The 23,534-nt window shown below is 60.3% G+C and carries 18 protein-coding genes and 1 pseudogene; 7 read left to right on the forward strand and 12 right to left on the reverse strand.

Annotated features, from left to right (window positions below; all coding sequences use genetic code 11):
• Positions 1–94 precede the first annotated feature (94 nt).
• Positions 95–847 carry a ribonuclease activity regulator RraA gene (locus tag QQL24_RS16390; protein ID WP_284313365.1) on the forward strand — a complete coding sequence of 251 codons (753 nt, stop codon included), beginning with the start codon at positions 95–97 and terminating at the stop codon, positions 845–847.
• A 235-nt stretch (positions 848–1,082) separates the two neighbouring features.
• Positions 1,083–1,526 (forward strand): acylphosphatase, encoded by a 444-nt coding sequence (locus QQL24_RS16395; RefSeq protein ID WP_284313366.1) that lies wholly within the window; start codon positions 1,083–1,085, stop codon positions 1,524–1,526.
• A gap of 67 nt (positions 1,527–1,593) precedes the next feature.
• On the opposite strand, the gene QQL24_RS16400 is transcribed toward QQL24_RS16395, so the two are convergent.
• The 6 genes from QQL24_RS16400 to QQL24_RS16425 all read right to left on the reverse strand — a co-directional run bounded on the left by QQL24_RS16400 (position 1,594) and on the right by QQL24_RS16425 (position 7,258).
• Complete coding sequence (locus QQL24_RS16400) at positions 1,594–2,904, reverse strand: HlyD family type I secretion periplasmic adaptor subunit (RefSeq protein ID WP_284313367.1); 1,311 nt, start codon at positions 2,902–2,904, stop codon at positions 1,594–1,596.
• Positions 2,901–4,673 carry a type I secretion system permease/ATPase gene (locus tag QQL24_RS16405; protein ID WP_284313368.1) on the reverse strand — a complete coding sequence of 591 codons (1,773 nt, stop codon included), beginning with the start codon at positions 4,671–4,673 and terminating at the stop codon, positions 2,901–2,903. The genes QQL24_RS16400 and QQL24_RS16405 overlap by 4 nt, the downstream gene beginning before the upstream one ends.
• 88 nt (positions 4,674–4,761) lie before the next feature.
• Positions 4,762–5,745 (reverse strand): sulfotransferase family protein, encoded by a 984-nt coding sequence (locus tag QQL24_RS16410; protein ID WP_284313369.1) that lies wholly within the window; start codon positions 5,743–5,745, stop codon positions 4,762–4,764.
• A 59-nt stretch (positions 5,746–5,804) separates the two neighbouring features.
• Positions 5,805–6,083 (reverse strand): hypothetical protein, encoded by a 279-nt coding sequence (locus tag QQL24_RS16415; RefSeq protein ID WP_284313370.1) that lies wholly within the window; start codon positions 6,081–6,083, stop codon positions 5,805–5,807.
• The gene (locus QQL24_RS16420; protein WP_284313371.1) at positions 6,083–6,706 is read right to left on the reverse strand and encodes an aspartyl/asparaginyl beta-hydroxylase domain-containing protein; all 624 of its coding nucleotides are present in this window, start codon (positions 6,704–6,706) and stop codon (positions 6,083–6,085) included. The genes QQL24_RS16415 and QQL24_RS16420 overlap by 1 nt, the downstream gene beginning before the upstream one ends.
• Positions 6,707–6,709: 3 nt before the next feature.
• Entirely contained in the window at positions 6,710–7,258 is a 549-nt protein-coding gene (locus QQL24_RS16425; protein WP_284313372.1) for a GNAT family N-acetyltransferase, read from the reverse strand.
• Positions 7,259–7,366: 108 nt separating this feature from the next.
• On the opposite strand from QQL24_RS16425, the gene QQL24_RS16430 reads away from it, so the two are divergent.
• Positions 7,367–7,702 (forward strand): DUF6916 family protein, encoded by a 336-nt coding sequence (locus QQL24_RS16430; protein WP_284313373.1) that lies wholly within the window; start codon positions 7,367–7,369, stop codon positions 7,700–7,702.
• Between the two features lie 28 nt (positions 7,703–7,730).
• Here the strand turns inward: QQL24_RS16430 and QQL24_RS16435 are convergent, their stop codons facing one another.
• From QQL24_RS16435 to QQL24_RS16445, 3 genes are all read right to left on the reverse strand, one after another.
• Positions 7,731–8,276 (reverse strand): phage tail protein, encoded by a 546-nt coding sequence (locus QQL24_RS16435; protein WP_284313374.1) that lies wholly within the window; start codon positions 8,274–8,276, stop codon positions 7,731–7,733.
• Between the two features lie 123 nt (positions 8,277–8,399).
• Positions 8,400–8,954, reverse strand: coding sequence for a phage tail protein (locus QQL24_RS16440; RefSeq protein ID WP_284313375.1), 555 nt, complete (start codon positions 8,952–8,954; stop codon positions 8,400–8,402).
• A gap of 33 nt (positions 8,955–8,987) precedes the next feature.
• Positions 8,988–9,539, reverse strand: coding sequence for a phage tail protein (locus QQL24_RS16445; protein ID WP_284313376.1), 552 nt, complete (start codon positions 9,537–9,539; stop codon positions 8,988–8,990).
• A gap of 408 nt (positions 9,540–9,947) precedes the next feature.
• Between QQL24_RS16445 and QQL24_RS36675 the strand changes: the two are divergent.
• The 3 genes and pseudogenes from QQL24_RS36675 to QQL24_RS16460 form a co-directional block, all read left to right on the forward strand.
• Positions 9,948–10,286: pseudogene (locus tag QQL24_RS36675) on the forward strand (methyltransferase domain-containing protein); the annotation flags it as partial.
• Between the two features lie 237 nt (positions 10,287–10,523).
• Positions 10,524–11,423 carry a methyltransferase regulatory domain-containing protein gene (locus QQL24_RS16455; protein WP_284313378.1) on the forward strand — a complete coding sequence of 300 codons (900 nt, stop codon included), beginning with the start codon at positions 10,524–10,526 and terminating at the stop codon, positions 11,421–11,423.
• A 274-nt stretch (positions 11,424–11,697) separates the two neighbouring features.
• Positions 11,698–17,271 carry a cadherin-like domain-containing protein gene (locus QQL24_RS16460; RefSeq protein WP_284313379.1) on the forward strand — a complete coding sequence of 1,858 codons (5,574 nt, stop codon included), beginning with the start codon at positions 11,698–11,700 and terminating at the stop codon, positions 17,269–17,271.
• Positions 17,272–17,480: 209 nt separating this feature from the next.
• On the opposite strand, the gene QQL24_RS16465 is transcribed toward QQL24_RS16460, so the two are convergent.
• Positions 17,481–18,278, reverse strand: coding sequence for an outer membrane protein (locus QQL24_RS16465; RefSeq protein WP_284313380.1), 798 nt, complete (start codon positions 18,276–18,278; stop codon positions 17,481–17,483).
• A gap of 760 nt (positions 18,279–19,038) precedes the next feature.
• Here QQL24_RS16465 and QQL24_RS16470 point away from each other — a divergent pair.
• Positions 19,039–20,622 carry a Na+/H+ antiporter gene (locus tag QQL24_RS16470; protein WP_284313381.1) on the forward strand — a complete coding sequence of 528 codons (1,584 nt, stop codon included), beginning with the start codon at positions 19,039–19,041 and terminating at the stop codon, positions 20,620–20,622.
• Positions 20,623–20,781: 159 nt separating this feature from the next.
• Here QQL24_RS16470 and pstS read toward each other — a convergent pair whose 3' ends face one another.
• Positions 20,782–21,846, reverse strand: a complete 1,065-nt coding sequence (pstS, locus tag QQL24_RS16475; RefSeq protein ID WP_284313382.1) for a phosphate ABC transporter substrate-binding protein PstS — start codon at positions 21,844–21,846, stop codon at positions 20,782–20,784.
• 123 nt (positions 21,847–21,969) lie between these two features.
• Positions 21,970–23,427: an MFS transporter gene (locus tag QQL24_RS16480; protein ID WP_284313383.1), complete on the reverse strand. Its 1,458-nt coding sequence runs from the start codon at positions 23,425–23,427 to the stop codon at positions 21,970–21,972.
• Positions 23,428–23,534: the final 107 nt, after the last annotated feature.

The following is a 23,534-nucleotide window of genomic DNA, read 5'->3' on the forward strand; positions in this document are numbered from 1 at the left end:
GAGAATCGCAAAGACGCGTCGAAACAAAGAGTTAGAGTAAAATGCGTTTACGCTTAAACGCGTTTTGCTCTAGCAGCCATTAAGGAGCATTGCCATGACCCACACGCCGGGCATCACCCGTCCGCCGAAGGACATCGTCGACGCACTCAGGCATCTCGGCGCGGCAAGCGTTGCCGGCATATTGGGTCATATCGGCATCCGCAATCCGCACATCCTGGGGCCCACAAGCTGGAACCCGGGTAAGGCGATCGCCGGTCCGGCGCTGACCTTGCAGTTCATGCCCAAGCGCGAGGATCTCTATGGTGACGGCGAATATGCCGATCCTGAAAAGCAGCTCCACCGGCACGTGCTCTATCATGTGCAGGAGGGCGATGTGGTTGTCGTCGATGCGCGCGCCGACATGACCGCCGGCGTGTTCGGCGACATGATGTCGACCTATTTCAAGGGACGCGGCGGCGCTGGCATGGTGATCGACGGCTGCCTGCGCGACTATCCCAATCTCAAGAAGCTCGATCTGCCGCTATGGATTCGCGGCTGGACGCCCAACTTCCACACACAGACCGGTCTGATGCCCTTCGCCGTCAACGTGCCCGTCGCCTGCGGCGGCGTCACCGTCCTTCCCGGCGACGTCATCGTGGCCGATGACGACGGGGCCGTGGTCGTGCCCGTCGCCCTCGCCTCCAAGGTCATCGAGACCTCAAAGGTGCATCACGAATGGGAGGATTTCTCCCGCATGAAACTGATGCAAGGCGCACCGCTTCAGCGCTATTACCCTCTCCATGACGACGCTCGCGCCGAGTATGAGGAATGGCGCAGGGCGAACCCCGCCGCGCCGACCGGCAACTGAGGCGTTTTACCGACCATCATGCCATGGTGGGTTGGCCGTGGCTTGCGCCGACAACTATCAACCCGCGCTAGAGGAGAACCTGCAAAATAAGGTTGCTGCAGGGTCTTCGAAGCAAACCCGTCCAGGAGAACCTTGGTACTTGCTTCCAGGCAAAAGCGAGAGTCGTTAACTTCCGGATTGCGTTATGATGAGCTAGCGGCGTCCGGGTCTGCCACGTTCAGCAGGAGCAAAAGCTATGGCCAAGAAGGAAGCTATTGAGGCAACCGTTACTGGAAACGACCAGCAAGTGGGCTTCCGAGCCGCCGTTATGAAACAGGCCATCGAGTATAATCTGGCTGGATCGGCGAGGAACGATGCAAACGAAATTGTTCATTTTACGCTGCAGGGCGATAAGAAACGGATCGATTCGGCGCTCGCGACCATTCGAGAAGGGACCAAGAGATCATCTGACATCAACATCACGACTGAAACCGCAACAATCGACCCAGCTTTGAATGCGTTTACGATCGTGGATTGGACATCTTCGAGCAGAAACATCACGAACAAATACACTCTCGTCTTTGAACTGAGGGCCGACGATACGCCGATTTCGCCAAAGGACGCCAAGGTCGAATGGCACCGGATCCTCGAAGAAACGCTTGACGCTGACGATCGAAAGAAGCTGCGACCCGACGACTGAGTTCGCAGCCATGACGCACTGAGCGGCCATAGCTGACGAAAGGAGGAAGAGAACACGATTGCGGCGCTTACTTCTCCCGGAATGCCCGCATCAACTGATCGCGCAACGGTTTGATGAGATATGCCAGCATGGTCCGATCGCCGGTTTGCACAAAGGTTTCGACTGGCATCCCGGGAATGATCTTGAGGTCGCCAAGGCGCGCAATCTCCTGCGGCGGTATCGAAACGCGAATGGTGTAATAACTCTGGCCGGTGCGCTGGTCGGGCGTGGTGTCCGGTGAGACCCGGCTGACCGTGGCGTTCAGCTCCGGCGTCGTGCGCTGGTTGAAAGCCGAAAACCGCAGCAACGTCTTCTGGCCGATTTGAACCTGGTCGATGTCCTGCGGATTGACCTTGGCTTCGACTGATAGATTGTCGCTCTGCGGGACGATCAGCATGATGGCATCACCGGCGCTGATGACGCCGCCAACGGTATGCACCACCGACTGGAGCACCATGCCGTCCTGCGGCGCGCGAATATCCACACGCCGCAACTGGTCTTCTGCAGCGATCTTGCGCTCGACGGCCTCGCCGATCTGATCGTTGGTCTCGCGCAGATCCTTGGAGACCTCGCTCACCACGTCCTTATCGACCTGAATGATTTGCAATTCTGTCTCGGCGATCTTGCCTTTTGCTTGGGCCCTCGCGGCGGTCAGCTGTGCGCGTTCGCCGCTCAGCCGCGCCGCTTCACGCTCGACCGAGGTAATACGCGAAATCTCCACCAGTTTTTTTGCATACAATGTGCGAACGGCCTCGAGCTCCTTCTCCACCAAGCCGATTTCCTGGGTCTTCGCATCTTCCTGGGCCGCAAGGCCGCGGATCTCTTCGTTGAGCTGTGTGATGCGCTCGCCCAGCTGGGCCTTCTGGCCGCTCCGTCCGATGGAACGCACGTCGAACAATTTCGTCTCGCTCACCATCACGGCGGCGACCTCAGGATTGGGAAGCTGATCGAGCAGCGCCGCGGGGAATACGATCCTGTCGGCACCTTGTTGCTCTGCTTCCAGCCGGGCCTCCCGCGCCCACAATCCGTTGAGATTCTTGCTGACGATGGCAAGGCTGGCCTTGGTCAAGGTATCGTCTAGCCGCACCACGATATCCCCGGCTTTGACCACATCGCCATCGCGCACCCTCACCTCCCCGACCACGCCACCGGTGGGATGCTGCACTTTCTTGATGTTTGAATCGACGACGACCGATCCGGAAACGATCAGCGCACCCGAGATCTGTGCGGTCGAGGCCCAGCCTCCCAGGCCACCAGCGAGAATGAGAACGATCACGAGTCCAACCACCAGATGCAGGCGGATGGAACGATGCGACGGTCCGGCCGCGGTGTAGGTCATGGTTTTGCCACTCCGCCATCGGACACGATCTTGATGGGGCTGGGCGCCGGTTGCGGCGGCCGAAGCACCTGCCCGAGTATCGTCTCCTTGGGTCCGAAGGTCTGCGCACGGCCGTCCTTCATCACCAAAAGCAGGTCTACCCCCTCGATCGCAACAGGGCGATGAGCAATCACCACGACGACGGCACCACGCCCACGCGCCGACCGAATGGCACGGGTGAGCGCCTCATCCCCCTCGGCGTCGAGGTTGGAATTGGGCTCGTCCAGCACGATCAGGAACGGCCGGCCATAAAGGGCGCGCGCCAAGGCGATGCGCTGGGCCTGGCCCGCCGACAGAATATTGCCGCCGTCGCCGATCTGCGTGTCATAGCCATTGGCCATTCCAATGATCAGCTCATGGACCCCAGCCTCTTTCGCCGCAGCGATGATGTTCTCGGAGCCTGCTTCCGGATCGAAGCGGCAAATATTCTGCCCGATCGAGCCCGCGAACAGTTCGACGTCCTGCGGCAGATATCCGATATGACGGCCGAGAATGTCGGGCTTCCACTGGTCAAGCGCCGCCCCGTCGAGCCGAACCTTGCCGCGCATCGGTTGCCAGACCCCGACCAAAGCCCGCGCCAGCGAGGATTTGCCGGAGCCACTTGGTCCAATGACGCCCAATCCATGTCCGGCCTCGAGCGCAAACGTCATTTCGGAGACGACGACCCTTTGACTGCCGGGAGGCACCAGGCTCACGTTCTCGACCAGCAGCCGCTGCGACGGCGCTTGCAGTTGAATCTGCTCGCGTTGTTGCGGCAGGATATCGAGCAGTTTATTGAGCCGCTGCCAGCTTTGGCGCGCTGCCGTGAAGCTCTTCCAATGCGCAATCGCGAGATCCACGGGCGCCAGTGCCCGCGCACTGAGGATCGAACCGGCGATGATGATGCCGCCCGTTGCCTCCTGATGGATGACCAGATAGGCGCCGACGCCCAGCATGGCCGATTGGAGCATCATGCGCGCGACCTTGGCGGCGGTGCCAAGCCCTCCGATCACATCACTGCTGCGGCGGCTCTCCACCAGATAGTCGTCGTTCACCGCGCTCCAATTTCGGGTGTGGTGACCCGTCATTCCCATGGCGACCACGACTTCGGCATTGCGCCGGCTGGCGGCGGCAAGAGCATTGCGGCGTACAGCCAGAGCCATGGCCTCGTGCAAGGGGCGTCGGGCCAAGAATTCCGTCAGAACGGTAATGACGATCAGGATGATCGCTCCGATCGAGGCAGCCACCCCGAGCAGGGTGTGGAAGGCGAAGCAGATCGCCAGATAGAGTGGGAGCCACGGCAGATCGAACAGGGCGCTCGGCCCCATCCCCGACAGGAAAGACCGGACGCTGTCGAGGTCGCGCAACGGCTGGAGGCCGTCACTGCCACCGCCGGCGATCAAAGGCAGGCGGATGACGGATTCGAATATCCGGCTGCCGAGTGTTTCATCCAGCGAAGTTCCGATCCTCACCAGGATACGGCTGCGGATAAGCTCCAGAATGCCTTGGGCGATGTAGAGGCCACCAGCAAGAACGATGAGGCCGACCAGCGTCGGTACGCTGCGGCTCGGCAGCACCCGATCATAAACCTCAAGCATGAACAGCGAACCGTTGAGGTACAGCAGATTGATCATGAAACTCATGATGCCGACACCGATGAAAGCACCGCGACAGGCGCGCAGTGCGTCACCCAGTTCGGAATGCCGGTGGCCACCTGCAAGATTTGAAGCCATACCCCGAACAATGGCCATCAGCCCTGCTCTCTCGGCATGAACATGAGATAAAATCTATGCCTATTCTTACTCATCTTCATCCCGTTCGTCTAATAGCGCCACTTGATTATAGATCAGCCATGTCGGCGATGGCCCTTCCATTCAAGGTGTGGTTACTGACTCCACACACCGTAGCAGCGCCGAGGCGATTTGCCTCGAGCTGACGGTAGTGACTGTCGAGCCACGTCCTGGCCAAGTCTCGCACATGTGTGCTTGCTTCGTGTTGCTTGGCCACACTGTCGTCTGCGAAGGCCAAACCTGGTATCTTCGCATCGCGGGAGGCGATCTTGGACAGAACAGCGCGCGCGTTATTGTCGGCGGCGATGCCGAAGTGTGGCATGATCGACGTCAACACGGCAGTCGGTAGCTGCCGATAGTTGATCAGGAGCCCGCCATCGAGCGCCTCCAGCCGCGAGACGGGTTCGCAGATCCGGGCAAGCACCTGCGCGCAATACATCGCCGGCGCTTGCCAGGCATCCGATGGGTTCAGACCGAGGTGTTCGGCCCCGACCAGCGCCGGTACCATCTGCATGCCCGGTCGGCGCAAATGCGAGACCATCACCTCCACAGGGTCGCGATAGAGGAAGATCCACGGCACATCGGGGAAGGCCCGGCGGAAAAGTGCAAGGTTACGGGTATGCCAGGAGTCGAGCTTGACGATGAAAAGCTGCTCGTCACCACGCCGCGCCTGACCGAACGTTCCGATCATCCATCGAAGCCAGAGCGCGTGGTCATCCTCACTCAGATCGGAACACACGCCACGGGCATTGACCACCGTATCGATAGGCCCGGCTTCGGAGACGACGATGCTGCCGGGAAGACCACCCAACATCTGCGATACCAGCGTTGAACCGCAGCGAGACATATGAAAGATGAAGCCGTCGGGCTGCAGATGCCGGTTGGCCTTCAGGCAGTCCGGCAGACGGGTGATAGGCGTTGCATAGCGAAACAGCCGGTTGAAGGGCCTACGCAGGCAATTCTGGACTTCATCGTCAAAAAAGGGCTCACGAAGTGGGCCCTCGCCGAAATAGGACCAATCCACCCACAGCATGTGGTCGCGCCAGGATGCAGCGACGGGAAGCCAGCCAGCGGGAGGTAGCCGCGGTTCGTTCATGAAACCAGCAACCGAGCGCAGAACACACGGTGGGTCGTCTGCATCGCGGCGCGGATGTCGCTGGCGGTGAATCTGGATCCGCGAGCCTCTGCCATCTCGAGCACCAGCGCGATGAACACCTCCAGGTCCTCAATTGCAGCAAGACCGTCCTGGAGCGTGACATCCTCAAGGACCACGGCGCAAAATCGTTCGAGCTGAACGCTGGATGGAACCGCGTCCGGGGCGAAGATTTCCGGCAGATCCGCACTCCATCTGTGGGTACCGCGATCATCCATCAAGGAGCCACCGACATAGAGGTCGCGAAAGCATCACCAAGTAGTGCTTCGACCCAGTCGTTGGCGACGGCATCCATGACCAGATGCACGCGGCTGCAGGCGCCGCGATTTGCCACGCTGTGCGGGTCGGACAGCCGCAGATACCAGGCGCTACCGGGATCCATGACGATGCGCCGCCCATTCAGCCGGAAGTCGACGTCGGCGTTGGTGGTGATGGGGATGTGGAAGCGCACCGCGCCGTCCTCGAAACGAAGGTCGTGATCCCTATGTTCCCTGATGACCGAGCCTGGGGTGAGTTGCATCAAGCGCACCGCGAGCAAGGGACATGCGAACGTCGCCAACACTTCTCGAAAGTAGGGGCGGGCCTCCAAAATCGGTGTGTTCTCATAATTGCGGGCCGACGGATCGGAATAGATCATCATGACGGGGTGGCGAGCGCCGGCCGGAGCACGTAGCGCAATCACGCTCCATTCGCCGTCATAATTCTGCTTGACGAAGTGATCGATCCACTCGGTGTCGGATAGGCTCCGCAGATCGTGCTGCAGCCGGCCCGCGTCGAAAGCGAACGGCAATTGCAATCGATCGGGAAATCGCATCGGCATTGGGCTTGTGGCGTCTGTCATCGCTCACGCCCTATCCGCAGATGGCTGCCATTGCAGTTCGAGATAGACGCCATCTTCATCGTTGGTCTCGCTGAAACCGAGTCGACGGAACATGCGCAAAGACGCCTCGTTGTTTGCCGCGACCATGGCCCGGACGCCGCCGCGAGCGGCCCCGGCAGCCATCACGGTTCGCATCAGTGCGCTGCCAATGCCTTGTTGCCGATGGCCGGGATTCAAGGCGATGTCGACAACATAGAGGGCGCCGGGCTCTCCGGTCACGATCAATTCCCCGATCGGCACGCCGGCTGCCTCAATCACCGACCAGCAGGCGTCCGGAAACCGGTCCCGATAGCTCTGGACACGCGCGCGATATTGCATCGCGACAAGCTGCTCGATCACATCTTCGGGCAATCCGCCCATCCGCAGCCTGCTGCCGGTATGTCCGCGAAACAGATCGAACAGAAATGGGGCATCCGTCTCGTCGGCGCGGCGCAAAGAGACAGTGCCACCAGGAACAGCAATTCTTCCAGCCTCCTCGTTGCTCGCGATGTCTACCTGCATGTCGTCGAACATGGGCCTGTCTGCCTTTATGGGCTGTATAGATGTGTCCAATTGCGCCTAAAACATGCTGGAGTTTCCTGTATCAGCCTTTAGATTATCGCCAGTTCAGGGAGAGATGCAGTGACCGGGATTGAAGCTGACAAGGGTGGCGCGGGCGAAGCCGTTGGTGTTCTGTCGGCCGAATATTTTGAACCGCACGTCGGCAAGATCTTCAGCTTTAGAGGCACCCGTTATGCTTTCCCCCTCGATAAGGTCGTCAACGACGGCAGGGAACAGCCGGACTGGGTCAAACGCCGGCCGTTCATGCTGATCTTTCGTGGACCGAAGGAGGCTGACGTGCTGCCCGAGGGCCTTTATGTCTGCGAGATCGCCGGCGGTCCGGCCGTCAGCATGCATGTCGCACCAATTTTTACACCGCAGCCGGACCGCCAGGAATATCAAGCCGTGTTCAACTGAATCGGCGGGCGATCATCCACGCCCTCCTCTAATTCCGACTCGGGAAAACACCCTGCAAGGCGATGCAGGCATTGAGCACGAGATAAGGCATGCGGTTTTCGTGCGGCTGAGTGCCACCGCCGGGGGCGATCACGGCCGGATTCAGGGTCTGAGTGGCGGCCTTGCTGCTGTAAATCTGCACCGCAAAACTGCCTGCCGGCTGGGTAATGACCCCGGTGGAATTTCCAAGCACCGTATTGTTGCCCGGAGTACCGCCATTGCTGTTTGCAGTGGTCGTCGAATCCGCCATCAACGAGTGATTATGGGATGGCATTTCTGTAGTTAAGAGCGTCTCCGTCTCCTGGCCGTCAACCATTCCCAAGATATAGGATGGCGAGACGCCCAAGGGGACCCGGCCCCGCAAATCGGGCAAGGCAAACGTCGTCGTTCCATTGCCGCCGTAGGTGACGCCGAGCAAGGCGAACAACGCCTGATTCTGTGCAATTGACATTATTTGCCCATTGCACAAAGCCCAACCTTTCGGGGCAAAACTAAAGGCAAAGATCTCGATCTGCCCAAGATAAACTGTGGTCATCGGTCTCGGCTCCTCGGGACATCTAGAGCAAAACACGTTTAGGCGTAAACGCTTCTCTTCTCTAACTCTTTGTTTCGACGCGTCTTTGCGATTCTTGCCGATTCCGTCAAATCGCAAAACGCTTTAGTTTCGCGCCGGGAAAATCCCACTCAGCGCGATGCAATAGTTCAGCACGAGATAGGGCTGCATGTTGTTATGCGGTTGATTGCCGCCGACCTGGCTGATCGACGGTGGCGCCAGTCCGGTCGTGGCGCTGCCCGGATTGGGGCTGTAGACTTTGGCTGTAGTCGACGGTCCCTGCTTGCTGCTGCCGAGTTGACTGATGCCGAGTTGGTTTCCGGCGGCCGTTATGGTCGTCCCGGCGGCGGACGCCGCCATGAAGCCATGGCTGTGCGCCGCTAATTCGTTATAGGTGAGGGTCACCGACGTCGAGCCTCCGGTCTGGCCCGATTCATAGTCGGTCAATCCCGGTCCCTGCCCTACCCCGACGACAGCGGTCCCCTGCAAATTCGGCAGGCCGAAAGTCGTTTGTCCGTTGCCGCCATAGTTCGTGCCGAGCAAGGAAAACAGCGCCGTATATTGTTGAATGGGCAGGATCTGCCCCTGGCAGAGCGCCCAGCCTCTCGGTGCGAAGTTGAAGGCAAAAAGCTGTACCTGTCCGAGATATGGCTCTGTCATGTGTCTCTCCTTGCTCTCAACCGCCCGTCCGACTCAGCCCTGGCTTGGATAGACACCGGCTATCGCGATGCAGTACAAAATCGCCTGGCAGGGTTGGATATTGCTGTGCGGAAGCCCCCCGCCGGCGGTCTTGATGGTGTTGCCGGCCAGGGCGACCTGCGTGTTGCTGCTGGAATAAGGCAGGTAGTTGTAAGCCGCCGTGGGCGGGTTTTGATATCCATCGGCAAGGTAGGTCGCGCTGCCTGGCGTGGAGACGGAACTGGAGCCCTGCCCCGTAACGACCGTCACCAGATGACTGTGCGCGGGAATCTGCGCGCTGATGAGCGCTACGTTTTCAACGCCGGCAACGGTGCCGAGGAGGTAGTTCGACAGGCCCGGCCCCTGTCCCTGATGAATCGGTACACGGCTGCGCAAATCCGGAACCGCGAAAGTGTTGACCCCGTCACCGCCGTAGGTCGTGCCGATCAGGTTGTACAGCACGTCGAATTGAGAGATCGGGAGCAATTGACCGGCGCACAACACATAACCCCTTGGCGCGAATGTGCCTGCAAAAGCCAGAATCTGACCAACATAGGTGTCGGACATGCCCCTCCCCTTTTCACCGTTACATTAACCGTGTTTTATTAGTCGGCAAATGCGACGCAGATAATCGCCTCCCATTGCCGCCTGAAGCAACCAGGCCGCAAACAATATTATATAATCGCTTTTAGATTCTTGAACACAAGTGCAAACCAACTGTAGCTTACGATTCTCGCACGACGAGCACAACGGGTTTTTGCACTCGGATGCCTTTTGGCTCACTTTAATTAATTCGATTCTCGCCAAAGGGGCGCAACGTGATGAAATTTTTGCGACAAGCGAATGAGTCTTGCATCAAAGACGCAGCAATGTGGAGGCAATGATTGAGCGTTTCAACCGGATGGCGCGGGTATTGTGACCTTGGGTGACGGCTATATTACTGACATCGGCTACACTTCGGACTTCTATTCCGAGATGGCCCCGGGTCACCTGGCCTTTTCCACGCTTGTCACTGGCCGTGACCCAGGCGGCGCATTGCGGCCGGCGCGCGTGCTGGAGCTGGGTTTTGGCCAGGGATTTGGCCTTGCGCTGCTCGCCGCGGCCAATCCGGACATCGCTTTCGAGGGTTGCGACTTCAATGCTGCTCATGTCGCGCATGCCAGCGATCTCATCGAGACCGCAGGCCTCGCCAATCTTTCCGTGGCGGAGGCAAGCTTCGAGGTGGTTGCGGCACAGGCCGGCGACAGCAACGCCGATATCGTCCTTCTCCACGGCATCCTGAGTTGGGTGGCGAAGGAGGCGGAAGATGCGATCCTGGCGATCTTGCGCCGACGCCTGCGCCGGAATGGCGTTCTCTACCTTTCCTACAATTGCCTGCCAGGCTGGGCTCCCCTTGTGCCGATCCGGCAACTCATCATCGATATCAAGCGGCGCCACGAGGGCAACTCGCAGAGCCAGATCGCTGCTGCGCTCGATTTGCTTGCCCTGTTGAAACAGGGCGACGCCACTTACTTCGCTTGCAATCCAGTGGCTGGCGCCCATGTCGATGCAATGCTTGGCCAGGATCGCGTTTATCTGGCGCATGAATATCTCAGCGAGCATTGGCGGCTGTTTCAATTCTCGGACGTCGCCGCGCGTTTGGGTGAGGCCGATGGCCTTGGATACATCGCCTCGGCGACGTTGACCGAAAACTTCAACCAATTCGCCGTTCCGGCAAACCTCCAGCCTCTTATTGCGCAGACCGGCGATCCGATCCTGCGTGAGACATTGCGCGACGTTGCTGCCAACAAGAATTTCAGGCGCGACATTTTTGGGCGTGGCGGCAAGATTCTCAGCAAGGCTGAACGACGAGAGCTTCTGGGGCGGATGCGTTTCGCCCCCGTTGTGCCAAGGCGCAGGCAGGTATTCAAGTTCCGCGGTCCGCTCAACGAATTGATCGGCAGAGACGACTTTTACAGTCCAATTGCAGATTTGTTGACGGAAAGGTTCGCAACCTTCGACGAATTGCTGGCGTTGCCCATTTTCGGCGAGCATGCGGTCGACAGGCTCGTCGAATGCCTTGCGCTGCTGATCCATTCTGGACAGGTCGTACCTCTCATCATCCAGCCCACAATGGACCCCGAGCCCGCACGGCGCTTCAATCGCATGATCGTCGATCGGGCGAGAGGAGGACGGCTTTATGGCTATCTTGCCTCGCCGATCGCAGGCACCGGAATCCGCGTCGACGATTTCGGCCTGCTGACGCTTGCGGCGATCTTCGATGGCGAGGCCGATACGCTCCTTGCCGCAGCACGCCACGGCCTGTCGATCATCACGGCACTCGGCCGGCGTCCCCTTGACGACGGACGCGCTCTGACGGAGGACGATGAGGCGATAGAGTTCCTTTCTGCACGCATGAGACCGGTCATCGTAGACGACATTCCCCTGTGGCGTCGTCTCGGCATGCTGTGATCGGACACTCCCGATATAAAACCTTCACATGAAGTGAAGTATTATCTTCCTGCCCTCCACTTGTGGGAGGACGTCGGCAATGCTACGCTTTCAATTAATATAGAATACTTGACACGCCCCCGGGTCCATTTCGTTCTAACTGACTCTCAGTGAACGAACGTTTCGGTTACCAAATTGATCAAGACATTGATCAGAAGTATGCGAAAAATTCAAAGTAAAAATAAATAATTTGTGAATTTTTCGTCCATACCTCTGCAATGTTGGGGGGATTTCTATGTCTATTTCCAATGTCACGGGCGCTGATCCGGTACAAATCGTTTTCATCGATTCTCGTGTACCCGACATACAGGCCCTGATCGACGGCGCCACGCCCGGCGAACAGGTCTTTGTGCTCGATGCAGCCAGCGACGGCATTCAGCAGATTGCCGACATTCTGGCGAACGACAACCTTACCAATCTTGCCTCTATTTCGATCGTCGGCCACGGCGCCCCGGGCGAGATCGAGCTTGGTTCGAGCTGGCTCGACGATACCGATTTGGCTGGCCATGCCACTGCATTGTCGACCATTGGTGCCGCCTTGGCGCCTGGCGGTGATCTTGCACTCTACGCCTGCAACACGGCAGCCGGCGCCACCGGTCAGCAATTCATCACAGACCTCTCCCACTATGCCGGTGGTGTCGACGTCGCAGCGGCGACACATCTCGTGGGTAGCGCCGATCATGGCGGCTCATGGACGCTCGACGCGTCGACCGGTGCGATCGAGGCGACGACACCCTTCACCGCCTCGACGCTCGCCGATTTCCAGGGCGAACTCGCAGGCACGGTCACCAGCCAGATCTGGTTCGGAGCCGACCGCGATACGTTAACCGGCAACCAGAATCCGTTCGGATATGTCAATTCCGACGGCAGCGGCCGCGCCCAGGTGGGAGAGAGCCCGAGTGATGGCTCAGGGCAGACAACCTTCAGCGACATCGCACTCGATACGGCCGCGGGCCTGTATTTTGCGCTCAATCAAGGTGAGGCTGCTACCCAGAATGTTCATCTCGTTGTAGGCCACACCAGCGGTGGTGCGCCGATCAGCAGCACCCTCACCCTCAATCCTAACGACTACGTCATCCAAGGCATAACGGCCGATCCTCAAAATCACTTCATCTACATCGGTGTCTGGGGTGATAGCCTGGCCGACAGCGGCATCATCAAGCTTTCCTATGACCCGGCCACGGGCGTTGTTAACAATGGCAACGCCATCGTCTCCGGCGGCGTGATCTCACCATCTTATTTCATCTCTACAACCGGCGCCGCCTTCACCAATCCGAAGGACCTGTACCTCGACGTCGCTGCTCAGAAGATTTACTTCGCGGCCAACGATTTCAAGACCGACGGCAGCGGCCCTTTCGGTGGGGGGTTCGCGGATACAAACGGTATCTACGTTACTGATCTCACGACCCACGTCACCACGCTGCTCACGAGCCAATCGCAGTTTCCGACTACAGCGGCCGGCTCCGGACTTGCGATCTCCGCCCTGACGATCAACACGACGACAGGGACGATCTATTTCGCGACGGAGGACCAAAGCAACGGTCCGGGCACCACGCACTCCACCATCTGGGAAATGCCGATCGGCGGCGGCACTGCCGTTCAGATGGCGCTGCCCACGTCGCTGGCCTTTGTTTCGCCCGGCGGACTGGCCTACGACGCCGATTCAAACCAGCTTATCGTGAGCGACGGGGGTGACACATTCCACACTCCGCAGGTCGCTCCAGCGATCCATGTATTTTCGCTCAACGCCGCCGGTACGGTTTTTACCGGCGATACCATATTGGCGCATGGCGACGAGAGTGTATCGAGCAATGCCATCACCAGGGCTATCGCTCTCGATGAGTTGGCCCATATCGGCACGTTCACAGGCACATCCACCCAGGCACTGCAAGGGGGCTCGTCGCCTTTGCTGTTGCTGGGCGCGACACCAACTGGCGTTACCGATTCCGACAGCGGTGGATTTCTCGCCAGTGCATCGGTCACGATCTCGAACGCCCAAGCCGGCGACCTGATCGGTATCGGTTCTAATTTCAGCTTCAACGGCACGCCGCAGACCGTCAATTTCGCCGGCGGCACGTTCTCCGTGAGCTTCGATGCAAGCTCGCACATCCTGACGATTGCCAACGCATCCGGCACTGAGAACACCTATGCCGAGTATGAAGCTCTTCTTGCACAGGTCTCCTTCAAGGATACCGGCACGGACACCAGCACCGGAACGCATCCAACACGCACCGTCACCTGGCAGGTGAACGATGGGGCCGTCGGCAATCCGGTCGGCCCGAACAACGTCACGACCACGACGGTGACCATCGATCGGGCGCCGGAGCTGACGGCCGACACCAAGGCGGCCCTCGCCGGTGGGTCAGCCGTAACCGGCAACGTGATCGGCAATGATCTCGACCGGGATGGCGACACTCTTTCGGTGTCGGGCTTTACAGATGGAACGGCAGGCACTGTCGGCACCCTGTTCCATGGCACCTATGGGGATCTGACGCTCAACAGCAATGGCACCTACACATACAGCGCAGGCGCCACGGGAGGCCAGCAGACAGCCATCAACAATGCTGCGGCCGGTAGCCATCCCACGGAGGTGGTTACCTACACGGTATCCGACGGTCATGGTGGCACGTCGTCGTCGTCACTGACCATCACTGTCGATCGTACGCCTTCCACGACCGACGATACCGACACCGCCCTTAATGGGGGTATCGCTGCAACGGGCAACGTGCTGACGAACGACACGGACAAGGACGGCGACACTCTCACCGTGACCGGCTTCACGGACGGCACTGCGGGCACCGTCGGTACGGTATTCCACGGCACCTATGGCGATATAACGCTCAACGCCAACGGGACCTACACCTACACGGCCGGCGCCACCGCAGGGCAGCAGACGGCCCTCGACAACGCTCCCGCCGGCAGTCATCCCACCGAGGTGGTCACCTATACCGCATCCGACGGCAATGGCGGTACTTCGACATCGGCGCTGACGGTCACGATCGACCGCGCGCCTGTCACCGTGACCGATACCAACAATGCAATCTCGGGCGGCGTGGCCGCTACGGGCAACGTGCTGACCAACGACACGGACAAGGATGGCGACACTCTCACCGTGAACGGCTTCACGGACGGCACGGCCGGCACCGTCGGTACTTTGTTCCACGGCACCTATGGCGATATCACGCTCAACGCCAACGGGACCTACACCTATGCGGCGGGCGCCACCGTCGCCCAGCAGACCGCGCTTGCAGGGGCCAGCGGCCAGGCAAGCGAAGTCATCGACTACACGACATCGGATGGCCGTGGCGGCACGGCCGGGTCAACGCTGACGATCGACGTCACGGGCGCGCCGACGATCACGTCGATCGCAACCTCCGGTCCTGGCATCGACGCCGGTGGCAATGGTGACCTCAACGCCGGCCATGTCGTTACGCTGACGGTGGACATGAGCACCGCGGTGACGGTCGATACGACCGGGGGTATCCCGACGCTGACGTTGAACGATGGCGGAACTGCCACCTACGCAGGCGGCAGCGGCAGCGCCGCGCTGACCTTTACCTACACGGTTGCTGCAGGCGAAAACATCGGCGATCTCGCGGTGAACGCGGTCGAGCTCCACGGTGGTACTATCCGGGATACCAACTCCCGAGACGCGGATTTCACCGGGACGATCCCGGCTCCGGCCGGCACGCTGCAGATCGACACCACCGTGCCGACGGCGTCCTCGGTGACCACCTCTGGCCCGGGCATCACCGCCGGCAGCGGCGACCTCAATGCCGGCCATGTCGTCACGTTTACGGTCAACACCAGTGAGGCCGTCCTCGTCGACACCAGCGGCGGCATCCCGTCGCTGACGCTCAGCAATGGCGAGATCGCCACCTATACCGGCGGCAGCGGCAGCGCGGCCCTGACCTTCAGCTATACCGTTGTGGCCGGCCATGACACCGCAGACTTGGCGGTGTCCACGGTCAACCTCAATAGCGGCACGGTAAAGGATGCGGCGGGCAACAACGCCGATCTCGGCGCCGCCGTCACCAATCCGACCGGCACGCTGCAGATCGACACCACCGCGCCGACAGTGTCCTCGGTGACCACCTCCGGCCTGGACATCACCGCCGGCAGCGGCGACCTCAATGCCGGCCATATCGTGACGTTCACGGTCAACACCAGTGAGGCCGTCCTCGTCGACACCAGCGGTGGTATCCCGTCGCTGACGCTCAGCAATGGCGAGATCGCCACCTATGCCGGCGGCAGCGGCAGCGCAGCCCTGACGTTCAACTATACCGTTGTGGCCGGCCATGACACCGCAGACCTGGCGGTGTCCACGGTCAACCTCAATAGCGGCACGGTAAAGGATGCGGCAGGCAACAACGCCGATCTCGGCGCCGCCGTCACCAACCCGACCGGCACGCTCCAGATCGACACCACCGTGCCGACGGTGACAGTCTCGAGCGATCACACCGCTCTAACGGCCGGCGACACCGCTGCTGTGACATTCACCTTCAGCGAGGCGGTGGCCGGTTTCACGCTTGGCGATGTGGTGGCAAGCGGTGGCTCTCTCAGCAATCTGGTGCCTCACGGTGTCGACGGTTCGGGTCACGATATCTACACGGCGACCTTCACACCGGGTGCGACCAATATCGAGAACGGCACGGTCCAGGTTACAGGAAGCTATACCGATGGGGCCAACAACGCCGGAGCGGCAAGCAATATCGTTACCTTCACGGGCGACACGCTGGCACCGCTGCTCAGTACGGCCACCGCCAATCCGCCAAGCGGCGTCGAGGCCTTCGGCCAGACCGTCCAGTTCACGCTGACCTTCACGGAAGCCGTTAAATTTGTCGGAGGAACACCGACACTCACTCTCAATGACGGGGGTACCGCCACCTATGACAGCGCCGCCACGGCAACGCTGAACGATCCGACCAAGCTGGTGTTCGACTACACGGTCGGTGCTGGAGACAGCAGTACCCCTGCCTTGGCTATCACCGGCGTTACCCATGGAAGCATCACCGATCTGGCCGGCAACCCAGCCACCAATGTGACCGCGACGTTCCCTGGGATTTCGGTAGAGGGCTCTCTGATCACCGCCAATCCCGACAGCAACAGCGTCTTTGCCGGCCACACCCTTACGGTCAACGCCGCTCACGGCGTGCTCGCCAACGACACCGACACCAATCCGGCCGACCATCTGGTGGTCAGCACGGTCAACGGATCGGCTGCGGGCGTGGATCATGCGATTGCCGGAACCTATGGTTCGCTGACGCTGCATGCCGATGGCAGCTATTCCTACACGGCCAACGCATCGTCCAACGGCTACGTCGTCGATAGCTTCACCTATACGCCGAGCAACGGCCATAGCCCGACTTCGCCGACGACATTGACCATCAGCGTCGTCGGCGGCAACTACGCCTATGTTCAGGTACCATCCGGTGGATCGGCGACCACAGGGTATGGCAATACGATCCTCGACGGCAGTGCCGGCCATGCCACGCTCACGGCCTCAGCGACCTTCAACGCCCATGAAATCCTGATCGGCGGCCCGGGCGATGTCCTGAATGCCGCGAATACCGGGCAGGATGTCTTCGTGTTCGCGGGCAATTTCGGACACAACACCATCAATAATTTCCACACCAAACTGGACACCATCCAGCTTCAGCAGTCGCAGTTCGGTACGATCGCCAACGTCTTGACCGATCTGCATCAGGCTGGTGCCGATAGCGTCCTGACGCTCGATAGCGATCATGTTGTCACCATCACCAACATGCAGGTCGCCAGCCTGACCGCTTCGAACTTCCATCTGGTGTGATCAAACAGCCGGAGGTTCGCCATTGGATCTCGTGGTCTCGTGGTGCGATACACGGCACCAAGATACTCTGGGACGGCGCGGGAATGCGCATCAGGACCGGGGCACAGGAAGCATAACAGCCCGTCAACAAATATTGACGGGCTGTTTGCCAAAGTTGACCTGGGCGCAAAACTGGTGGCGAAAGAGGCCACGCCTCCTATGACCTGACCCTACTCGAAATGATAGTTCAGGCCCACGCGAACAATTTGCTCATGAAAGTGAGCGGACGAACGAAAGACAATCGGAGAAGTGAAAGAGGCGATATTGGCTGATTTTTTGCCCAGGTCGACATAGAGATATTCGGCCTTGACGCTCCAATTCTGCGTCAGCATGGCCTCGACACCGCCTCCGACAGTCCATCCCACCCGCGTACTGGAGGACGATCCATCCGCGCAGATAGTGCCCCCGACTACACAGCCAGTCACATCAAAAGTACTAAATTTTATAGTTGTGTCGCCATAGGCCAAGCCCGCTGTCGCATAGAGCAACCATTGCGGGGTGATGAGATAACCGACGCGGCCCCGCACCGTCCCAAACCAGCCAATCTTCTTGGTGACAGTCGTCAAGGTGGGGTCGAACTGTACGGGATTGCGAGCCGCTGTCGTCGAACCGTCGATACCGGAGGCCTGCAGATCAGTCTCGGCTCCCAAAAGCCAGCCGTCAGACAATCGCCAATTATAGCCGATCTGGCCGCCGCCGATGAAACCATGAACCGACGGCGAGAGGGACCTGGGAAGACTGCCCGCGGCGAGTAATGCAGCCACCAATCCATCGAGGGTGGGGTCCGTTGCTCGCATCGACGACTTTACCGAGCCCGAATCCCAGCCATATCCGACATTGGCGCCGGCATAGAATCCAGTCCAGGACGGAGGAGTGGAAGCAGTCAGATCCGCGGCGACAGCCGCACTCCCAAACCCGACGCCAGCCCAGACAACAACTGCGAGCAATACCTTTTTCACAATGTTCATCGATATACCCCCAATTGCCTTCTTATACTGGGCAGTGACCCTGAAAGCCATCGCAATCTGGAGATGCAGCAATAAAGCCGCGCAAGTGTGACATTTTTACAAACCAAGGGAAGAGTCTGTTCTATAGAGATGGCAGTATATGCCGATTCTCGGTACTGATTCAAAGGGTTCGACAGCATAAAACTGATTCTTTGATATAACATTGTCTGTTGAGACGAGTTGCAAGCACGACCTTCGTGCTTTTACTGCAAGAAAAACCTGTAATAAGCACTAAAACTGATTAATCGGCAAATCTGTCTGAGTCGTACGCGCCATTCTTGGAGGATGGGAGCGGAATTTAGCGACCTTAGTACGAGGTTCCTCACGGCTGCACCTCTTCTATCGTTCCGACATGACAATGGGAGCTGCATGGGCTGTGGAAACTCGAGCCAACAGTTCGCGACATATCCTGGTTAGAGAAGTCGGCGCAGCGCATTCTTCCCCGTTGCTCAATTCGCGATAACGATGGCAGCAACAGCCTTTATTTCGCCCTTACAACACCAAAAACCCAAAAGCGATTTCAGTTCAATGTAAGCGTATGAAAATTCTTACTTATTTCCGCCTCACCAAAGCAACGTAGGTCGAAACCGCCTATATTGGAACATGAAGTGCAGCTTTCTGGCGTCCCGGGGCCCGGATATCGGGCGAAGGATGGCGTTTAAACCCGCCGCTCCCCTATAGTGCTTCGGGTTCGATGACTGGAGCCATATCGGGGGGATTCGTGGAGCCGACGCAATTGTTCGAACTGGTGATCGTCATGCTGCTGGCGATCATCGCCTTGCATTATGTCGCGCACAGGCTCGGCCTGCCGCCGTCCGTGGCGCTGCTCACGGGTGGCGCGCTGCTTGCCTTTATGCCGGGGCTACCGGTCATCGCGCTCGATCCCAGCCTGGTGCTGGTCATCTTCCTGCCGCCGCTCCTGATGGATGGCGCCTGGGTTATCGCCCTGGGACATCTCAAGCGGCATATGATCGGCATTGCCTCGCTCGCCGTCGGCGCGGTGGTCTTCACCACCGTCGTGGTCGCGGTGGTGACGCATTGGCTGCTGCCCTCACTGCCCTGGGCTGCCTGCGCGACGCTGGGCGCCATCGTCTCACCCCCCGATGCCGTTTCGGCCAGGGCGATACTCCAACGCGTGAAGCTGCCCCGGCGCCTCCTCATCCTTCTCGAGGGCGAAAGCCTGCTCAACGATGCGAGCGGCCTGGTGCTGTTTCGCTTCGCCATCGCGGCGGGCGTCACCGGCGCCTTCAGCACCGTTGATGCCCTCGGCAGTTTCTTCATCCTGGCGATTGGCGGGGCACTCGTCGGCATCGCTGTCGGCATAGCCTGGGTCCTGCTGGTGCGCCGCCTCGGCGACGAATATCTGATGATCGCAGCCTCGGTGATGGCGGCCTGGCCCTCCTACCTGCTCGGCGAAATGATTCACGTCTCCGGCGTGATCGCCACGGTGACCACCGGCCTGATCATGGGTTGGCATCAGCATACCGTGCTCTCGGCCTCGGTACGCATGCGCGGCACCTCCTTCTGGACCGTGATGATCTTCCTCATGGAGGCCTCGGTCTTCATGCTGATCGGCTCCTCGCTGCGGGGCGTTGTCGAACGCGTCGGCGGTTTCGGCGTGGTGATCGACGAGATGGGCGGACCGATCCTTCTCATCCTACTCGCCCTGACGCTGGCGCGCTTTGCCTGGGTGTTCGGCTCCGACGTGGTGATCACGGTCTGCCGGATTCTGGGCCTGCGCCGCTATGCGCCACTCGGCTCGCGTTCCGCCGCCGTGCTGAGCTGGGCCGGCGTGCGCGGCGTGGTCACATTGGCGCTGGCGCTCAGCATCCCCGAGGGCTTTCCAGGCCGCGATTTCATCCTGGTCACCGCATTTGCCGTCATCCTCGGCACCGTGCTCCTCCAGGGCACGAGCCTGGGGCTCCTGATCCGCTGGGCCGGATTGAGCGAGCCGATATCCGAGAAAGCGCGCTTCAGCATGAGCCAGGCCGAGGCCGCGATGGCGCAGGTGCAGGCGAAGATCATCGAGAGCCGGGCCTACGACGACGAGGGCAACCTCGTACATCCCCGCCTGCTGGAACGCTATCAGCGCAGGGCCACGGCGATCGTCGACTATGTTGGGCAAGAGGAGCAATACGCCCCGCAGCTCCATGCCCATTTCGATCTGGTGCTGGAGGCGATCGCGGCCGGACGGGCCGAACTCATCCGGCTCCACCGCTCGGGCGATATCGACGAAGAAACGCTCCAGGAACTGGAGCGCGACCTCGATCTTGAGGAGCTGAGCGCTATCTCCGCCAAGTCATGAAACAGAAAAGCTCGCCGCCCTGCGGATCGGCGGCGAGCTCGTTGCCTTCCAGACACGCTAGCGTGTTCTACCTTCGAACCGCATCACCAAGAATCGCAAAAATGCTTTTCATCCCAGCGTGTTAAGCAGGAAACTGTTTAGACGTGAACGCATTTTACTTTAGCGTATCGCTTCGATCTGGTCGTAGGTCAGCACCCAGACATGCGGCGGCAGCGCGATGAAATGCGCGTCGTCGAGATATTTCTGGTTGGTCTCGTCCGGCGCCGAGGCCCAGTGCAGGAAACGACGCATGGCGGTAGCGACGTCCGGGTTGACCTGCTTGGTCGAGACGATGGCGTATTCGTAATTGACCAGCGGATAGGCGTTGGCGCCCGGTGCGTTGACCAGGGTCAGGCGCTCGTCCACAGGCGTGCGCGGGCCGAGCGAGGCAGCCGCCGCGGCGATCGAATCGGGCGTCGGCAACAGGAATTCGCCCGAATAGCTCTTCAGGGCCGCGGTGCCGAGGCCCGCCTTGTCCACGTCGGCGTGATAGCTGACGCCGATATAGGTGAGCGAATAAGGCGTCTGCTGCACGGATTTCAGCACGCCGTCATTGCCTTCGGCCGTGACGCTGCCCGCCACCGCCGGCCAATTCACCGTGGTGCCATAGCCGACATTGTCCTCCCACGAGGGCGTGGAGAAGGCCAGATATTGGGTGAAGACAAAGGTATCGCCCGAGGCATCGGAGCGGCGGACCGGAATGATCGTCTGGTGGGGCAGCTTCACGCCGGGGTTGAGACCGGTGATCTCGCCATCGTCCCACATCTTCACCTTGCCGGTGTAAATGTCGCTCAGCGTCGGCCCATCGAGCTTCAGATTGTCGGAGCCGAGGCCAGGGATGTTGTAGTTCACCGTCAGGGCCGAGATCGCCATCGGAATGTTGACGATCTGCGGATTACGCCGCGCCTGCTGGTCGCTCATATAAGCGTCGGAAGCGCCGATCTGCACGCCGCCCGACAGAGCCTGGTCGAGCCCTGCCCCCGAACCGGTGCCAGCCGTCGAAATCGTCACGCCCGGGTGGGTCCTGGTGTACTCGGAGACCCAGACATTGAAGAGCGGATAAAGCAGGGTGGAACCTGTTTCCGTAAGCTTGATGTCGTCGGCCAGGGCCGGAACGGCAAGCAATCCCACGATCAAGGCGGCTGCCAGGGTTGGCGCCGCCGACGTCAAACGATCGGCTCGCATTGAATTCTCCTGAGGATTTGGTCATCGCAATCTGGATCAGTCCGGGCCTACCGCCCCGCCCTGAACGCCGTTCGGGGCGGTGGATGCGCCGGGGTCGCCCGGGGCTCGTGCTCGATCAGGAAGTTACTCGGCCGGTGCCAACATCGGCTGGCCGGCGGTGAGACCCGTGGGCTTCTCCAACTGATCGAGGCTGACGCCCGTCGTCTCGATCCGGAAGAGCCAGGTCACGATGGCGCCGAGGATCGAAACCACGATCAGCCCGTAGAGCAGCGCCGTGGTGCCGATGGCCACCAGCAGGATCGGGAACAGGAAGGCGGTGGCCACCGCTCCGATCTTGGCAAAGGCTGCGGCAAAGCCCGCGCCCTTGCCACGAATAGCGGTGGGAAACACCTCGCCGGCGAGTAGGTAGGTTTGCGCGTTCGGGCCGAGATTGGTCATGAAGTTGAAGAGGATAAAGCCGGCGAAGATCAGCAGCGTCGAAGTGCCGCCGCTGAAGCTCGAGGCCAGCGAGGCGAGGAAGAGGCCGGCGGCGCAGCCGATGAAACCGAAGACCTGCAGCGCGATACGCCCCACCGTATCGGCGAGCGCCACCGCGAAGAGAATGCCGACGATAAGGAAGCTTGTGGTCAGGGCCGCGCCCTTCGCCGCCATGATGTCGTTGGCGATGAGGTCGACGATCGAGCGCGGGTGGTCCGAATTGGCGCCGAGCGCCACGGCCAGGATGGTCGGCGTGAAGATGCCGATGCCATAGGTGCCGAGATCTTGCAGGAACCAGGGCACCGAGGCGAGAATCGTGGCGCGCCTGTTGGTCTTGTTGAACAGCGACATCCAGGTGCCACCGTCCTCGCCCGCATGGCCGATGGACTGGCCGTCGCGAGTGGAGAGCTTGATCTCGGCAGGATATTGCGGCTTGCGGATGAGAAGCCGGCGTACCGCCTCCTCGGCCCTCTTGGTCTCGCCGCGGGCAGCCAGCCAGTTGGCGCTTTCCACGATATAGAAGCGGCCGACCGTAACAATCACGGCGGGGATGATGGCGGTGGCGTACATCCAGCGCCAGGCGCTGATCTCGGGCAGCGTCGAGAGTACGGCATAGCCGACGGCGGTACCACCGAGTGCGCCCACGGCCTGGAAGGCGAAGGCGCCGAGCACGAGTTTGCCGCGGGCCGTGCTCGGAATGCTTTCCGAGATGATCATATGGGCCGTCGGGTAGTCGCAGCCGAGCGCGAGGCCGAGACCGAACAGGAAAATCACCAGCAGCGGATAGTTTGGGCAGAAGACGAGGCCGACGAGGAAGGCGCAGAACAGCACCATCTCCGCCACGAACATCGGCTTGCGGCCGAAGCGATCGGAGAGGCCGCCCAGCCACACCGCACCGACCAGGATGCCGGCAAGGCTTGCCGCGCCGATGATGCCGTGTTCGGCGGCTCCGATGTTGAATTCGTTCGACAGGAGCGGCAGCGCCACGCCTGTCATGAAGACCACGAAGCCTTCGAAGAACTTGCCCGCGGCGGCGAGCGACCAGATCAGCCACTGCATGCCCGTCATCGGCGCCGACGGCAGTTGCGTGCCATCGGCCCACATGGGCAATTCGTCAATGTGGTCTTGAACAGACCTTCCCTGGGGCTCCTCTGCCCGTCCTGCTAGATCGACCATTATGTGGACTTTCCTATTGGACAATGCCGTAAAAT

The organism is Labrys miyagiensis, assembly GCF_030160835.1.
Classification (GTDB): Bacteria; Pseudomonadota; Alphaproteobacteria; order Rhizobiales; family Labraceae; genus Labrys; species Labrys miyagiensis.

Excerpts from the sequence above, each read along its gene's own strand:
- QQL24_RS16460 (WP_284313379.1), top strand. The coding sequence starts at position 11,698 with ATGTCTATTTCCAATGTCACGGGCGCTGATCCGGTACAAATCGTTTTC.
- QQL24_RS16400 (WP_284313367.1), bottom strand. The coding sequence starts at position 2,904 with ATGACCTACACCGCGGCCGGACCGTCGCATCGTTCCATCCGCCTGCAT.
- QQL24_RS16425 (WP_284313372.1), bottom strand. The coding sequence starts at position 7,258 with ATGTTCGACGACATGCAGGTAGACATCGCGAGCAACGAGGAGGCTGGA.
- QQL24_RS16440 (WP_284313375.1), bottom strand. The coding sequence starts at position 8,954 with ATGACAGAGCCATATCTCGGACAGGTACAGCTTTTTGCCTTCAACTTC.
- QQL24_RS16410 (WP_284313369.1), bottom strand. The coding sequence starts at position 5,745 with ATGCTGTGGGTGGATTGGTCCTATTTCGGCGAGGGCCCACTTCGTGAG.
- QQL24_RS16480 (WP_284313383.1), bottom strand. The coding sequence starts at position 23,427 with ATGTGGGCCGATGGCACGCAACTGCCGTCGGCGCCGATGACGGGCATG.
- QQL24_RS16395 (WP_284313366.1), top strand. The coding sequence starts at position 1,083 with ATGGCCAAGAAGGAAGCTATTGAGGCAACCGTTACTGGAAACGACCAG.
- QQL24_RS16405 (WP_284313368.1), bottom strand. The coding sequence starts at position 4,673 with ATGGCCATTGTTCGGGGTATGGCTTCAAATCTTGCAGGTGGCCACCGG.
- QQL24_RS16420 (WP_284313371.1), bottom strand. The coding sequence starts at position 6,706 with ATGACAGACGCCACAAGCCCAATGCCGATGCGATTTCCCGATCGATTG.
- QQL24_RS16435 (WP_284313374.1), bottom strand. The coding sequence starts at position 8,276 with ATGACCACAGTTTATCTTGGGCAGATCGAGATCTTTGCCTTTAGTTTT.
- QQL24_RS16455 (WP_284313378.1), top strand. The coding sequence starts at position 10,524 with ATGCTTGGCCAGGATCGCGTTTATCTGGCGCATGAATATCTCAGCGAG.
- QQL24_RS16415 (WP_284313370.1), bottom strand. The coding sequence starts at position 6,083 with ATGGATGATCGCGGTACCCACAGATGGAGTGCGGATCTGCCGGAAATC.
- QQL24_RS16445 (WP_284313376.1), bottom strand. The coding sequence starts at position 9,539 with ATGTCCGACACCTATGTTGGTCAGATTCTGGCTTTTGCAGGCACATTC.
- QQL24_RS16465 (WP_284313380.1), bottom strand. The coding sequence starts at position 18,278 with ATGAACATTGTGAAAAAGGTATTGCTCGCAGTTGTTGTCTGGGCTGGC.
- QQL24_RS16390 (WP_284313365.1), top strand. The coding sequence starts at position 95 with ATGACCCACACGCCGGGCATCACCCGTCCGCCGAAGGACATCGTCGAC.
- pstS (WP_284313382.1), bottom strand. The coding sequence starts at position 21,846 with ATGCGAGCCGATCGTTTGACGTCGGCGGCGCCAACCCTGGCAGCCGCC.